General features: G+C 72.4%; 12 protein-coding genes. 5 read left to right on the top strand and 7 right to left on the bottom strand.

Annotation, left to right across the window (positions count from 1 at the left end; genetic code table 11):
- Positions 1-76: 76 nt before the first annotated feature.
- The 3 genes from CLV68_RS11700 to CLV68_RS11695 form a co-directional block, all read right to left on the bottom strand.
- Positions 77-1,537, bottom strand: a complete 1,461-nt coding sequence (locus tag CLV68_RS11700) for an aldehyde dehydrogenase family protein (protein WP_121390376.1) — start codon at positions 1,535-1,537, stop codon at positions 77-79.
- A gap of 133 nt (positions 1,538-1,670) precedes the next feature.
- A complete protein-coding gene (locus CLV68_RS35600) occupies positions 1,671-1,802 on the bottom strand; it encodes a hypothetical protein (RefSeq protein ID WP_281274657.1) in 132 nt (43 codons plus the stop codon).
- A gap of 285 nt (positions 1,803-2,087) precedes the next feature.
- Positions 2,088-2,774: a GntR family transcriptional regulator gene (locus tag CLV68_RS11695; protein ID WP_121390375.1), complete on the bottom strand. Its 687-nt coding sequence runs from the start codon at positions 2,772-2,774 to the stop codon at positions 2,088-2,090.
- A gap of 93 nt (positions 2,775-2,867) precedes the next feature.
- On the opposite strand from CLV68_RS11695, the gene CLV68_RS11690 reads away from it, so the two are divergent.
- The 3 genes from CLV68_RS11690 to CLV68_RS11680 are packed head-to-tail and all read left to right on the top strand — an operon-like array spanning position 2,868 to position 6,137.
- Complete coding sequence (locus tag CLV68_RS11690) at positions 2,868-4,016, top strand: FAD/NAD(P)-binding oxidoreductase (protein WP_121390374.1); 1,149 nt, start codon at positions 2,868-2,870, stop codon at positions 4,014-4,016.
- Positions 4,013-5,371, top strand: coding sequence for an MBL fold metallo-hydrolase (locus CLV68_RS11685; RefSeq protein ID WP_246009767.1), 1,359 nt, complete (start codon positions 4,013-4,015; stop codon positions 5,369-5,371). Before CLV68_RS11690 ends, CLV68_RS11685 begins: the two co-directional genes overlap by 4 nt.
- A 7-nt stretch (positions 5,372-5,378) precedes the next feature.
- Positions 5,379-6,137 carry a sulfite exporter TauE/SafE family protein gene (locus tag CLV68_RS11680; protein WP_246009866.1) on the top strand — a complete coding sequence of 253 codons (759 nt, stop codon included), beginning with the start codon at positions 5,379-5,381 and terminating at the stop codon, positions 6,135-6,137.
- Positions 6,138-6,310: 173 nt separating this feature from the next.
- On the opposite strand, the gene CLV68_RS11675 is transcribed toward CLV68_RS11680, so the two are convergent.
- From CLV68_RS11675 to CLV68_RS11665, 3 genes are all read right to left on the bottom strand, one after another.
- The gene (locus tag CLV68_RS11675) at positions 6,311-6,496 is read right to left on the bottom strand and encodes a hypothetical protein (protein WP_121390372.1); all 186 of its coding nucleotides are present in this window, start codon (positions 6,494-6,496) and stop codon (positions 6,311-6,313) included.
- A gap of 23 nt (positions 6,497-6,519) precedes the next feature.
- Positions 6,520-6,780: a hypothetical protein gene (locus CLV68_RS11670; protein ID WP_121390371.1), complete on the bottom strand. Its 261-nt coding sequence runs from the start codon at positions 6,778-6,780 to the stop codon at positions 6,520-6,522.
- A gap of 97 nt (positions 6,781-6,877) precedes the next feature.
- A complete protein-coding gene (locus CLV68_RS11665) occupies positions 6,878-7,978 on the bottom strand; it encodes an ROK family protein (protein ID WP_147459949.1) in 1,101 nt (366 codons plus the stop codon).
- 72 nt (positions 7,979-8,050) lie between these two features.
- On the opposite strand from CLV68_RS11665, the gene CLV68_RS11660 reads away from it, so the two are divergent.
- Entirely contained in the window at positions 8,051-9,166 is a 1,116-nt protein-coding gene (locus CLV68_RS11660) for an MFS transporter (RefSeq protein WP_121390369.1), read from the top strand.
- A gap of 557 nt (positions 9,167-9,723) precedes the next feature.
- On the opposite strand, the gene CLV68_RS11655 is transcribed toward CLV68_RS11660, so the two are convergent.
- Positions 9,724-12,366: a SpoIIE family protein phosphatase gene (locus CLV68_RS11655; protein WP_121390368.1), complete on the bottom strand. Its 2,643-nt coding sequence runs from the start codon at positions 12,364-12,366 to the stop codon at positions 9,724-9,726.
- A gap of 389 nt (positions 12,367-12,755) precedes the next feature.
- On the opposite strand from CLV68_RS11655, the gene CLV68_RS11650 reads away from it, so the two are divergent.
- Positions 12,756-14,840, top strand: coding sequence for a M4 family metallopeptidase (locus CLV68_RS11650; RefSeq protein WP_121390367.1), 2,085 nt, complete (start codon positions 12,756-12,758; stop codon positions 14,838-14,840).
- Positions 14,841-14,861: the final 21 nt, after the last annotated feature.

The raw sequence follows: 14,861 nt of genomic DNA, 5'->3' as shown, positions 1-14,861 counted from the left end.
GGCGTGCGGGCGGGTCACCACAGACCCTCCGCACGCCATCACCATTCCTCCACAACTGGCTTCCGGTCCCGGAGGGTCAGAACGGGTACTTCGGCAGGTCGCCGCGCAGGGTCACCCACTGGGTCTCGGTGAACGCCTCGATGTTGGCCTGCGCGCCGCCGTGCCGGGAGCCGGTGCCGGACGACCCGACGCCGCCGAAGGGCGCGGTTGCCTCGTCGTTGACGGTCTGGTCGTTGATGTGGACCAGGCCGGACGGGATGCGTTCGGCGAGGGCGAGCCCGGCGGTGACGTCGCGGGTGAGGATGCCAAGGGACAGCCCGTAAGCGGAGTCCGCGGCCAGGGCGGCGACCTGGTCGACGGACGAGAACGGGGTGACCGGCGCGACCGGGCCGAAGATCTCCTCCTGGTAGGCGGGCACGTCGACCGGGACGTCGCCGAGCACGGTCGGGCGGTAGAACAGGCCGTCGAAGGTGCCGCCGGTGCGGACCGTGGCGCCGCCCTCGGTGCTGGCGGTGACCAGGCCGTGCACCCGGTCGCGCTGGCCCGCGTCGATCAGCGGGCCGAGCGCCACCTGGTCGCGGTAGGGGTCGCCGACCGGCAGCCCGGAGACCTTCTCGGCCAGCAGCGCGGTGTACTCCTCGGCGATCGACTCGTGCACCAGGTGCCTGCTGGTGGCCATGCAGATCTGCCCGGAATGGGTGAAGGTGCCCCAGGCGCCGACCGAGGCGGCCGCGGTGACGTCGACGTCGGGCAGCACGATCAGCGCCGAGTTGCCGCCCAGTTCCAGGTGCGCCCGCTTGAGGTGCTGACCGGCCAGGGCACCGACCGCGCGACCGGCCCTGGTCGACCCGGTGAACGCGATGACCCGCACGGCGGGCTCGGTGACCAGCGCCTCGCCGACGTCCGCGCCGCCGGGCAGGACCTGGAGCAGGCCCTCGGGGAGTCCGGCCTCGGCGAAGATCCTGGCGAAGACGGCGCCGCCGGAGATCGCGGTGCGCGGGTCGGGCTTGAGGATGACGGCGTTGCCCAGCGCCAGCGCGGGGGCGACCGCGCGGATGGCCAGGATGGTGGGCACGTTGAACGGGGCGATCACGCCGACGACCCCGGCCGGGAGCCTGCGGGCGAACGACAGCCGCGGCGCGCCGGTGCGCAGGAGTTCACCGTACGGGTGCGAGGGCAACGCGGCGGCCTCGTAGCACTCCTGGGCGCTGGTGTGGACCTGGAACTCGCCGAACGGGCGGATGGCGCCGGACTCGCGCGAGAGCCAGTCCTTGATCTCCTCGGCGTGCAGGGTCAGCAGGTCACCGGCCCCGCGCAGGACGGCAGCGCGCAGCTCGTACGGTGCCGCGGCCCAGGCCCGCTGCGCGGCGACCGCCCTGGCCGCCGCCGCGCTCACGTCCGCCGGGGTGGCCTTGCCGACCGCACCGAGCGCCTCCCCGGTGGCGGGCTCGACCGCGGTGTAGGTCCCCCCACCACCCGCCGTCCACGCCCCGGTCCAGACCTTCCCCTGCCACGCGCCGTCCTCGAGCAGTCCCATCGCCTCTCCCGTCCTCCGGTGCCGCCCAGCCTGCTGCATTGTTGAAGCCGAGACAACTTGATCCCACCGGCCTCTACCTGCTGTCGACACACTCGGCGGCGTCCGTCTACGGCCGGTGACGGTCGACCGGGCGTCAGCCGTCGAAGGCCGCGGTGAGGGTGAAGCGGTCGCCGCGGACGAGGGTGTGGCGCCATTCCATGCCGACGCGCGGTTCACGCTCGACTGGGTGCGGCACCGCGATCGCGGACAACACGCGATTCGGCATGGCCGGTCACTCCGCCGGCGGCCACACAGCGGGCGAGACGATGGTCAACGACCGGCGAGCCACGGCGGGCGGCAACATCGACGGCCCTCGCTGCGACGCGACCCCGTACTTGCCCGGCCGCGCCGTCACCGAGGGCCCTGGACCGGCTGTCCCTAGCTCTTCGGCGCCGACCCGATCGACTCGACCACGGGCAAGCGTCTGGCCACTCGCACCAGAACCACAAGCTCAACGCCACCTGGACGACTGCTGGCCGGACGCGCGGTTCGTCCCGTGCGTCTCGATGCGTCAGCCGTCGAAGGCCGCGGTGAGGGTGAAGCGGTCGCCGCGGACGAGGGTGTGGCGCCATTCCCTGGGTTGGCCCTGGGCGTGGCTGAGGCGGTGGATGGAGAGGCCGACGGGGCAGGTGAGGAGGGTTCGTTCGAGGGGGGAGAAGGCGACGGCGCGGATGTTCTCGCGGGCTCGGTCCAGGTGCAGGCCGGTGCGTTCGAGGACGGCGTAGACGCCGATGGCGGTCAGGTCGGCGGTGAGCAGGGCGCGGCCGTGTTCGGCGGGTAGCCACACGCGGTCGATGGCCAGTGGTTCGTCGCCAGCGAGGCGGAGCCGTTCGAGGTGGACCAGCGGGGTGGACCCGTCGAGGCCGAGGTGGTCGGCGACGACCCCGTCGGCGTGGACCTCCAGCCGCCGCACGACGCTGCGCTGGGTGAGACCGGCGGTCCTGACCGAGGCGTTGAGGCTGTAGAGGGTGCCGAGCGGCTGCTCGACGCCCTGCTCGACGCGCAGCCGGGGCCGCTTGCCGCGCTCGGCGGTGACCACGCCCTCGGCCCGCAGCCGCTGCAACGCGCGCCGGGCCGTGGTGCGGCTGACCTGGTACTCCGCGACCAGTTCGGCCTCGCTGGGGAAGTGCGCGGCGAACTCGCCCGCCCGGATCCGCCGCAGGAGGTCGTCCTGCACCCGCTGCCACCGAATGTCCACCGGCTAAATGTACCTACCTTTACTCTCCCCGCCTAGCGGTCACCCTTTACGGTGAATGTCTGGACAAGTGAGTGTCTGGACGGAGGAGGCGGCATGGTCGTGATCGTTGGCGGGGGCACCGCGGGCATCACCGTGGCGGCGCGGCTGCTGCGAGCGGGGCTGCGCGACGTCACCGTGGTCGACCCGGCCGACACCCACCACTACCAGCCACTGTGGACGTTGGTGGGCGGCGGGCGGGCGCCGATGCGGGACAGCGCGCGGCCACAGGCGTCGGTCGTGCCCAAGGGGGTCACCTGGGTGCGGCGCGCGGCGGTCTCGATCGACCCCGAGGCCCGGCACGTGCGTCTCGACGACGGCACCGACCTGCGCTACGACCAGGTGGTCGTGTGCCCGGGCATCCAGCTGGACTGGGACGCGGTCCCGGGCATGACGGAGTCGTTCGCGGGCACGGCGTCCAGCAACTACAGCGCGGACCTGGCGCCTCGCACCTGGGAGCTGATCCGGAGCACCCGGCGCGGTTCTGCCGTGTTCGCGATGCCGTCCGGTCCGATCAAGTGCGCGGGCGCGCCGCAGAAGATCGCTTACCTAGCCGCCGACCACTGGCGCGAGCAAGGCGTTCTGCGCGACATCGATGTCCACTTGGTACTGCCGACGCCGACGCTGTTCGGGGTGCCGGAGTTCGCCGAGGTGCTGGCCGGGGTGGTGCGGCGGTACGGGATCACGGTGCACTTCTCCAGCGAGGTCACCGAGGTGCGCGGCGACGAGGTGGTCATCAACGGGAGCACGGCGCTGCCCTACACGATGGCGCACCTCGTGCCGCCGCAGAGCGCGCCGGACTGGATCAAGGCGGGACCGCTGGCCGCCGGGTCCGGGTACGTGGACGTCGACAAGCACACCCTGCGCCACGTCCGGTACCCCGAGGTGTTCGCGCTGGGCGACGCCGGTTCCACACCGAACTCCAAGACCGGCGCGGCCATCCGCAAGCAGGCCCCGGTGCTGGTGGCGAACCTGCTGGCAGCCCGGCGCGGCGCGGAGCCGACCGCTCGCTACGGCGGGTACGCGTCCTGCCCGCTGACGACCGCGCGGCGCCGGGTGCTGCTCGCCGAGTTCGACTACACGATGCGCCCGACACCATCGATACCGGTGATCAACACCAGCCGGGAGCGCGCGGACATGTGGTACCTCAAGCGCCACGGCCTGCCGTTCCTCTACTGGAACCTGATGCTGCGGGGGCGGGCGTGACGAACCTGGTCTTCACCCAGTACTACACCGCGTGCCTGTCGCAGGCGTCGTACCTGGTCGGCGACCGCGCGAGCGGCTTGGCCGCCGTGGTCGACCCGCGCCGCGACATCGGCGCGTACCTGGCCGACGCCGAGGCGCTGGGGTTGCGGATCGAGTGGGTGCTGGAGACGCACGTGCACGCGGACTTCCTGTCCGGGCACCTGGAACTGGCCGAGGCGACCGGCGCGGTGATCGGGTACGGCAGCGCGGCCGAGGTCGACTTCCCGGTGCACCGCCTGGCCGACCGGCGCCGGATCTCGCTCGGCGAGGTGGACCTGGAGGTGCTGCACACCCCCGGGCACACGCCGGAGTCGATCTGCCTGGTGGTGCGGGAGCACGCCGAGGACCAAGAGCCCTATGGTGTGCTCACCGGGGACACGCTGTTCCTGGGGGACGTCGGGCGGCCGGACCTGTTGTCCGCCAACGGGTGGACGGCTCGGGAGTTGGCGATCTCGCTGTACCGGTCGACGCGCAGGCTGCTGGAGTTGCCGGACTCGACCCGGGTCTTCCCCGGCCACGGCGCGGGATCGGCGTGCGGGAAGAACCTGTCGACGGCCACCTCGGGCACCCTGGGTGAGCAGCGGCGGACGAATTACGCGCTGGCGCCGATGACCGAGCGCCAGTTCGTGCGCGCGGTGTGCGCGGGCCAACCGACGGCGCCGAACTACTTCGCTTACGCCGCTGGGCGCAACCGCGAGGCCCGACCCGTTTTCGACGAGCACGACCCGGTGCCCGAGGTGCCCGTCGCGGACGGCGCGGTGCTGCTCGACACCCGGGACCCGGCGGCGTTCGCGGCGGGCCACCTACCCGAGTCGATCAACGTCGGCCTCGACGGCCGGTACGCCGAGATCGCCGGGACGGTCCTGGACGCGGAGCACGACATCGTGCTCGTCTGCGAGCCGGAGAACGCCGTGGAGTCCCGCAACCGCTTGGCCCGCATCGGTTTCGACCGGGTGCGGGGGTTCACCCGACCGCAGCCGATCGTCACCGCCACCCGCCTGACACCGACCGAGCTCTCCAGCGTCCTGCCCGACCGCCAAGTGGTCGACGTCCGCGCGCCCGGTGAGATCGCCACCCACGGGACCATCCCCGGCGCGCTCCTGATCCCGCTGCCCGAGCTGGTATCCCGCCTCTGCGAACTGGCCACAGACCGCCCCACAGTCCTCTTCTGCGCAGGTGGCTACCGCTCCTCAGTCGCCGCCTCCACGCTCCGCACCCACGGCTTCACCGACACCACCGACCTCCTGGGCGGCTTCACCGCTTGGACCACCGCCGGTCTCCCCGTCCACCAACCGAGCCCGGCGTGGGTCAGGTGAGGTGCCGATGATGGTGGCGGCGCTGGTGGCCGGGGGTGTGGTCGGGTTCGCGATGGGGGCGCTCGGCGGCGGTGGGGGTGTGCTGGCGGTGCCCGCCCTGGTGTACCTGCTGGGGATGACGCCGTCGGTGGCGGCCACGGCCAGTTTGTTGATCGTGAGTGTGACCTCGGTGGTCGCGTTGGTGCGACACGCGCGTGGGGGTGACATCTGTTGGCGCACCGGATTGTTGTTCGCGGGGGCCGGGGTGCCGGTGTCGGCTGGCGCGGCGGTGTTGTCCGGGCACCTGCCCGCGTGGTCGCTGACGGCCGCGTTTGCCCTGTTGGCCGGGGTCGCGGCGGTCGTCCTGCTGGGGACGGCACCCAGGGAGTCCGGTGTGGACGTTCCGGTGCGGGCGGCGCGAGCGGTCGGGGCGGGCGCGGGGCTCGGTGCCGTCACCGGGTTGCTCGGCGTCGGGGGTGGGTTCCTGGCGGTGCCGACGCTGGTGACGGCGTTGAGCCTGCGGATGCGGGTGGCGATCGGGACGAGCCTGCTGGTGATCGCGGTGAACTCGCTGGTGGCGCTGGGCACTCGGCTGGCGACCGGGCCGACGACCGTGGACTGGGCGGTGGTCGGCCCGTTCGCCGCGACGGCGGTGCTGGCTGCCTGGGACGGGCGGCGGGTATCGGCGGCACTGTCCCCCGTGGTGCTGCGCCGGGCGTTCGGGGTGGTGCTCGTACTGGTGTCGGCCGGGATGCTCACCGACGTCACCCTCGCGGCGGTGCGGTAGCCGCAGATGTCACCTAGCGGCGGTGCGGCGGCCGAGCGGAGCGCAACCGCGGACATTCACCTGCGTAGCGGTGTACTGGCCGCAGATATCGCCAATGCGGCAGTCGCGAACATCGTGTTTGCGGCAGTGCCGTGGCCGCGACCATCGCTGTTGCGGCAGTGCGGTGACCGAGCTCAGCGCTGCGTGCACTGCCCGGCGGTGTGCGTGCCCGGCAAGCGACCGCAGCGGCACGCGCAGAGGTCGTCGTACTCGGCTTCGTCGACGGGCCGGGAGGGCCGCGGCGGGGTGATGGCGGCGGTGGCGGTGCGGAAGGCAGACATGGCGAACTCCGGGGAGTCGGCGGCGAGCGGGTTATCCACGACGTACCACGAGCAGCGGGTTCTCAACCGAGCAGGTCGATCTCGTCCACCGCGTCCCGCTCCTCGGCGGCGGCCTCCAGCTTCAGCTTGAGGTTGGCGAGGTCGGCCAACCCGGTGTTCCAGGTGATCCTGGCCAGGATGTGGTCCGGCTGCTGGGTGACCGGCCCCGGCCCGATCGCCCGCAGCGCCCCGATGATCTTGACGATCCCGTCCGCGGTGACGTGACCGGCCAGGATGATGGCGAAGTTCCTCGGCTTGGCCGCGGCCTTGGCGTACTTGGGCATCGCGCGCTCCCGGTGCTCTCGGTGGTCGAGTCACCTGATCACTCGGCGCGCACCGGAAATCGTTACGCCCCGCACCGCTGATTCCACTGTGGACCGATCAGCACCACGGCCGCTCCAGGAAGTGCTCGAAGGCCGATTCCGCCGCCCCGACCAACACCGACCGCGGCACCTGGCCCACCACGACCTCGACCCCGTCCGCCGAGGCCACCACCGAACGGCCCAACTGCTCCCGGATCCGATCGCCCCCGATGCGGTGCAGGTCGGCGAGCACCCCGGTCAGCACGACCTTCGCGGGCACCAGCACGTTCACCAGGTTCGCCAGCCCGGTCCCCAGGTGGTCGGCCGCGGTCAGCACGGCCCTGCGCTCGCGCGCGGCACCGGACTCGGCGCGGGCGAGGACGTGGGCCAGGTGCTCGGGTGCGACGCCGGTGGTGCGGGTGATGGCCCGGCCGTCGGCGTAGAGCTCGAGGCAGCCGCGTTGGCCGCACGGGCAGGGCAGGCCCTTGCGGTCGATGGACAGGTGGCCCGGTTCCAGCACGCGGGTCTCGGTGCCGACGAGCGCGCCGCCGATGCCGGTGTGCTCGCAGCTCAGCACCAGGACCGGCCCGGGACCGCGACCCGCGCCCCGGCGGCGTTCGGCGAGCGCGATGAGCCCGGAGTCAGTGCTGACCTCGACCGCGACGTCGTCGGGCAGGTGCCGTTGGAGCAGGTCGCGCGCGGGGACGTCCGCCCACTCGAAGTGCACCGCGGTGCGCACCACCCCGCCCGGCCGGACCATCCCCGCGATGCCCACCGCGACCCCGACCAGCGGTCGCCCGGACCGCTCGGCGGCCGCGCGGATCCGGGCCGCGAGCGACCTGAGGACCGCCTGCGGGGTCGAGCCGGTCACCGCCACGCTCGCGCGGTCGACGACGGTCGCGCCGAGCCCGATGATCGCGACGTCCGCGCGCCGGGGCCGCAGGTGCGCCACGACGACCACCGGCCCCCGGTCGTCGAACCCGAGCAGCGGCGACGGGCGACCGCGACCGGACGGCGGCACGGTCGTGGCCGCGACGACGCCCGCGGTGGTCAGCCAGGCGGCGGCCTCGCCGACGGCGGTGCGGGTCAGGCCGAGGCGGGTGGTGGCCTCGGCGCGGTTCATCGGCCCCTCGTCGTGCAGCAGCCGCGCGAGCCGCGCCACAGCAGTGGGTCTGGGCAACGGGGTCTCCTTCGCCTACGGTGGAGCGTGTCCGATTTTATCCAGCGGTGAGACAAAAAGGGAAGTGAGCCGGTGCGCCGACCACTGTGGACCAGGTCGGGCGCGACCCTGCCGTCCGGGTTCGCGGCCTTCCTCGCCCTCGGCGCCTCGGCCGCGGCGTGGGGCGCGGCGCTGCCGTGGCTGCGCGTGCGCTACGACCTGGGCACCGGCGGCGGCGAGGAGGTGATCAGCGCGTACAACCTCGGCGCCCTGGTCGCGATCCTGACCTGCGGGCTGCTCTCGCGGCGCCTGCGGCCGCGGCCGGTGCTGGCGGGTGCGCTGATCGCGCTCGGCGGGGGTCTCACCGCTGCCGCGCTGGCGCCGACGTGGGGGTTCCTGCTGGTCAGCGCGGTGGTCGGGGGTGTCGGCTTCGGCGGCTCGGTACTGGTGCTCAACACCGGGTACGCGGCGGGCCCGCGCGGTGTGGTGATGGTCAACCTGGTCAACGCCGTGTTCGGCGTCGGCGCGATCGCGGCGCCGCTGCTGGTGGCCGAGTGGGACCTGCCCGCGGTGCTGGCGGCGATCGCGTGCGCGGCGGTCGTGGCGCTGCCGGTGGTGGCGGGTCCGGTCGGGGCGCACACGCCGACACCGCCGGTGGACCGGGCGACGGTGGTGGCGATCGCGCCGTTCGCGGTGATCGGGTTCCTGTACGCGGGCGTGGAGACGTCCGCGGGCGCGTGGGTGAGCACGCACCTGACCTGGACCGGCACCGACCCGGCCGCGGCAGCCAGGATGACGGCCCTGTTCTGGGCGGGTCTCGCGGTCGGCAGGCTGTTGATCCCCCTGGTTGCCCGCGGCCCGGAGGTGATCGTCCCGGCGTCCTTCCTGCTGGCCACCGCCGGTCTCGTCATCGCCGTGAACCCCACCCTGGCCCCGGTCGGCTACACCCTCACCGGCCTCGGACTGGCACCGATCATCCCCACCGCCCTGGTCTGGCTCGCCCGCATCACGCCCCACGCCCACCTGGCGGGCTCCGCCCTGCTGACCAGCAGCATGCTCGGCAACGTCATCCACCCAGCCCTGGTCGGCACCGTCACCACCCGCGACCACCCGGCCACCATCCCCCTGGCCATCACCACCTACGCCACCCTGGGCGTCCTCGCCGCCCTCTGGACCTCCCGCCACCGGCCCATCCCCAGCGCCACTTAGGACACAACCCGAGTCATCAGCGCTGCCAACAACACCAAGATCCACGACGATGCTCGACACCGCCGCTGATCAACTCCCGCCGCACAGGACCGATCCCGGCCAGACACACGACGCGGAACACCAGCGCTACCTCAGCCACCGCACGGCGACCACACCCCACCGAGAAGCACATCGGCGCGGCGAACCATCACCACACGGTCCGCCGCCACGCCCTCGTAGTGCCCGTCGGTACCGAGAGACCACGCCCCCGGACAGTCGACCAACTCTCCGGCACCGCACAGGACACGACCCGGATCGACAGCGCAGCCGACGGCCCTGACAACGCCAAGATGCTCGACACAGCGCCACCGGTCGGTTCCCGCCGCGCAGCACAGATCCCAGCCAGACCTGCGACACGAACCCACCCGATGTCGAGTCCGGCAGCGCACTCGCTGGCCGCACCGACCAAGTGTCACCATCGGCGCGGGCGAACCCCCGCCACCGCACCCCCGTAGCGCCCGCCAGTACCGATAGACCTCGCAGCCGACCCCAGCGGTCAACTAGCGCCCCAGCGCCACCTAGGACACGACCCGGATCGACAGTGCGGCCGACAAGCCCGACAGTGCCAAGATCCGCGCCGCGGCACCCCCAGCGGTCACCAGCACAGTCACCGTGCCGACACACGCCGCGGCGACTTCCAGCAGCAGTGCCACGCCCGAGCTGCTCAGGTAGTCCACATCGGACATGTCCAGCGCCAGCGGCCCCCGGGCGGCCTCAACCAGCAACGACTCCCGCAACTCCCCCGCGGCAGCCAAGTCGATCGCTCCCCTCAGCCGGACGGCGGACGCGATCGACGGCCCCACCGGCAAGTCGGGACGTGACCCGGTGCCGGTGATCCGGAAGCCCACCGTCGTCCCGGCGGGTTCCCGCGTGTACGTCACGCCGTCCGCGAGTTCGTGGATCATGTCGACGCCGCGGCCGCGGTGGGTGTTGTCGGCGGGTTCGGGGCGCCAGCGGCCCCGGTCGCGGACCTCGACGGCGACGGCGCCGTCCGGGGTGCGGGCGACGGTGAGGTCGAAGGTGCCGGGGCCGTCGGGGTAGGCGTGTTCGACGGCGTTGGCGGCGGCCTCGCCCAAGGCAAGGTGGAGGTCGTTGCGCAGCGCCTGCGACAAGCCCGCCGCGCGGGCCCACTCGTCGACCGCGACGCGGAGCCAGCCGAGGCGGGCGGTGGTGGCGGGCAGGTCGCGCTCGCGCAGGGGCGGGGGGATGAACCTGGCCACGACCAGGGCGACGTCGTCGCCGTGGCCGTCGTGCAGCAGCGTGCTGGTCACCCGGGTGGCCAGGTCGTCCGGAGCGGTCCCGGCCGCGGCCACGGCGACCTCGAACAGCCTGCCGAGACCCTCGTCGATGACCACCCCGGGCCGCTCGACCAGCCCGTCGGTGTAGAGCAGCACCGACGTGCCCGGCGCCAGCACCGTCTCCTCCTGCACATACGGCGCGCGCCCGGCGACCCCCAGCACCGGCCCCGCGGCGCCGGTCAGGAACCGCGGCCGGGAGTCGAGCACCAGCGGCGGCGGGTGCCCGGCCAACGACCAGCACAGCCGCCCGGTCGCGTGGTCGAAGGTCAGGCAGGCGCAGGTCGACCCCATGGCCCCGGGCGTCCGCGCCACGAACGCGTCCAACCGCTCCAGGGCCGCCGCGGGGGTGTGCCCGTCGAGCAGGTACCCGGCCAACGCGCTGCGCAACTGGCCCATCACGGCAGCCGCGGTGGGCCCCTTCCCGACGACATCGCCGACCGACAGCGCCACCACCGTGTCCGTCAGCGGCAGCACCTCGTACCAGTCGCCCCCGGCCTGCGCGTACCTCGCCGCGGGCAGGTACCGGGCCGCCGTGGCCAACCGCGCCAGGCTCGGCAGTTCGCGGGGCAACAGGCTGCGCTGCAACGCTTCGGCGATCTCGTGCTCGCGGCGCAGCAGGAGTTCACGCTCCGCCTCCGCCCGCCTGCGCGCGGTGACGTCCCGCCCGATGGCCTGCATCCCGGTCGGCGTGGCCTGCACGGCGAGTTCCAGGGCGATCAGCTCGCCGTCGCCGCGCCGCACGTCCCACACCTCGGTGGTGACCTCGCCCGCGCCCAGCCTGCGCAGCAATCCGGCCAGCCGGTCGCTCTCATAAGGGGCCAGGAAATCGTGGACGGTCCGGCCGAGGATCTCCGCGCGGGTGGCGCCGAACAACACGCACCCCGCCGGGTTGACCTCCACATAGCGCAACTGGTGGTCGACGACCCAGACGCCATCGGTGGCGCGTTCGAACAGCATCCGATAGCGCTGTTCGCCTTCCCGCAGCGCCCGTCCGGCGTGGACGCGTTGCAGGGATTCCCAACACCGGGAGACGACAACGCCGACCGTGTCGATTTCCTCCGGTGTCCACACCCTCGGCGTCGCCTGGTGCACCGCCATCGCCGCGACGAACCGGCCCGCCTTGTGCAACGGGAAGCAGATGACCGCGCGGATCCCGGTCACCCGGTACGCGTCGTCGTCGGCGGGCACGAGCCGGTCGTCGGCGGCGCTGTCGACGACCACCCACGGCCGCCCGGCGCGCATGGCCGTCACCGCGCCCGCGCCGAACGCGGACATGGCGAAGCGGCCGGGCAGCGGCGGCAGACCGGTCGCGTGGTCACCGCTCATCACGAAGTGGTCCTCGTCGGACTCGGCGCGGGCGTAGGCGCACCGGTCGGCGCCGAGGTGCTCGCCGAGCGCCCGGACCGCGGTGGCCACGACCTCCTCGGCGTCGTCGAGCGGCTGCAACGCCAGTTCCAGCGCGCCGAGGAACCGGTCGCGCTCGTAGGCGGTCCTGCGTTCGGTGATGTCGAAGGACACCCCGCGCAGCCCGGTCGCGGCGCCGTCGCCGTCCCGCTCCACGTGCACCACGTCGTGCAGCCACAGCACCGACCCGTCGGCGGCGACCACCCGGTAGTCCGACTCGTACCCGTCGGCACCGGGAACCAGGTCGCGGCGGGCCGACACCGCGGCCGCGCGGTCCTCGGGGTGCACGACGGCGGCCCAGAACCCGGGGTCGGCCAACCACGCCGCACGCGGGTGCCCCAGCAGCGCCTCGGCCCGCTCGGAGACGTAGGTGAGCCGCCCGGTGCCCACCTGCGCGGCCCAGACGACCACCGGGAGGCCGCCGAGCAACGCGGCCGCGTCCGGTGTCGTGGTGCCCATGGCCGCAGAGCCTTCCCGCTCACCACCACCCGCACAACCCGGGCCGGTGGCCGCGCGCAATCAGACCCGGCGCGGCAGAGCTCATCTACCCGCCATTTCCGGTGAAAACCCTTTCGCACCCCTTTCGGAGGAATCGGGCGAAGCCATTGCCCATTGTGGCCGCTGACGTCCGGATTGACGTGTTAACACTTGCCCTGTGTGAATATCTTGGCGTTCCCCGTGAAGTGCGCCGGAGTTAACGTCAGTCCGTCCGGAAAAGGCAGCGGGAGAGCGGCGAGGGGCCACACTCGACCGAAGTGCCGACACCGGATTCCGGTGCGCTTTCCACTGGCGCATTCCCTGCATTTTCCGGTTCGCGTCGACGCGGCCGGGAAAGGAGCCACACCCTCATGAAGCCCAGTCATCGCCTGCTCGCCGTTGGCGGCGCGCTGGTGTCGGGTCTGGTGGTGATCGGCAGCGCTGTCGCGGCGACGTCGAACACCCAGGCCACCACCGCGCAGTCCGCCCAGGTCGCTCAGGACACCGCTGCCCATGCGGCCGCCTCGCTCGTCGACTCCCGGCCCGCGGCACTGCACGCCTCGGCCGACGACACGTTCGTCCAGCGCAAGGTGTACTCGGCGGGCAGCAACCAGTACGTCTCCTACGACCGCACCTACAAGGGCCTGCCGGTCGTCGGCGGCGACTTCGTGGTCGTGACCGACAACGCCGGGTCGGTGAAGTACACCTCGGTCGCCCAGGAGCAGACCATCCAGGGCGTCGCCACCACCGCGAAGCTCAGCAAGGAGCAGGCGGAGACCACCGCGCGCGGTCAGCTCAAGACCGTCACCGGCACCGAGGCGAGCAGGCTGGTCGTGGTGTCGCTCGGCACCGCGAAGCTGGCCTGGGAGTCGACCGTCACCGGCACCACCGCCGCGGGCGAGCCGAGCAGGCTGAGCGTGTACGTCGACGCCACCGACGGCAAGGTCCTGCGCACCCAGGAGCACGTCGCGCACGGCAGCGGCAGCTCCGCCTACAGCGGCCCGGTCACCCTCGACACCACGCACTCGGGCAGCAACTACGTGCTGCGCGACCCGAACACCACCAACCTGTCCTGCCAGGACATCAGCGCTTCCAGCCCGTTCAGCAAGACCTCGGACAGCTGGGGCAACGGCCAGGCCACCAACCGGGAGACCGGCTGCGTTGACGCGCTGTTCGCCGCCGAGACCGAGCGCAAGATGCTCACCCAGTGGCTGGGCCGCAACGGCATGGACGGCAGCGGCGGCGCGTGGCCGATCAAGGTCGGCCTCGACGACCTCAACGCCTTCTACGACGGCACCCAGGTCCAGATCGGGCACAACCAGTCCAACGGCTGGATCAGCTCGCTCGACGTGGTCGGCCACGAGATGGGCCACGGCGTCGACGACCACACCCCCGGCGGCATCTCGCAGGCGGGCACCCAGGAGTTCGTCGCCGACACCTTCGGCGCGGCGACCGAGGCGTTCGCCAACGAGGCCAGCCAGTACGACCCGCCGGACTACCTGGTCGGTGAGGAGATCAACCTGGTCGGCAGCGGCCCGATCCGCAACATGTACAACCCGTCGCTGGTCAACAACAACGCCAACTGCTACTCCAGCAGCGTCCCCGGCGGCGAGGTGCACGCGGCGGCCGGTCCCGGCAACCACTGGTTCTACCTGCTCGCCGAGGGCAACAACCCCGGCGGTGGCAAGCCGACCAGCCCGACCTGCAACAACAGCTCCATCTCCGGGCTGGGCATCCAGGCCGCCATCAAGATCATGTACAACGCGATGCTGATGAAGACCTCGTCCAGCTCCTACCTCAAGTACCGGACCTGGACGCTGCAGGCGGCCAAGAACCTGTACCAGGGCAGCTGCACCGAGTTCAACACCGTCAAGGCCGCGTGGGACGCGGTGAGCGTCCCGGCGCAGTCCGCTGACCCGACCTGCACCGGCGGCACCACCACGCCGCCGACCAGCCCGACCACCACCACCCCGCCGACCACGACCACGCCGCCCACCGGTGGCTGCTCCGGCCAGAAGCTGACCAACGCGGGCTTCGAGTCCGGCGCCACCGGCTGGACCCAGACCTCCGGCGTCATCGGCCAGTTCAGCTCGCAGGGCCAGCCCGCGCACGGCGGCACCTACTCGGCGTGGCTGAACGGCTACGGCGCGACGCACACCGACTCGGTGGCGCAGTCGGTCACCATCCCGGCCGGCTGCAAGGCGACCCTGACCTACTACCTGCACATCGACACCGCCGAGACCGGCACCACGGTCTACGACAAGCTCACCGTGCAGGCCGGTTCGTCCACTGTGGCCACGTACTCCAACGCCAACAAGGCAGCGGGCTACACCCAGCGCACGGTCGACCTGTCGAGCCTCGCGGGCCAGACCTTCACCCTGAAGTTCACCGGCACCGAGGACGCCTCCCTGCAGACGTCCTTCGTCCTCGACGACCTGGCCCTCACCCTGGGCTGAGTCCACCGAGTTCACCGGGAC

This window comes from Actinokineospora cianjurensis (genome assembly GCF_003663795.1).
In the GTDB taxonomy this organism is placed as follows: Bacteria; Actinomycetota; Actinomycetes; order Mycobacteriales; family Pseudonocardiaceae; genus Actinokineospora; species Actinokineospora terrae.
The sequence above is the reverse complement of the archived record's forward strand: the minus strand, read 5'-3'. Positions and strand labels throughout refer to the sequence as shown.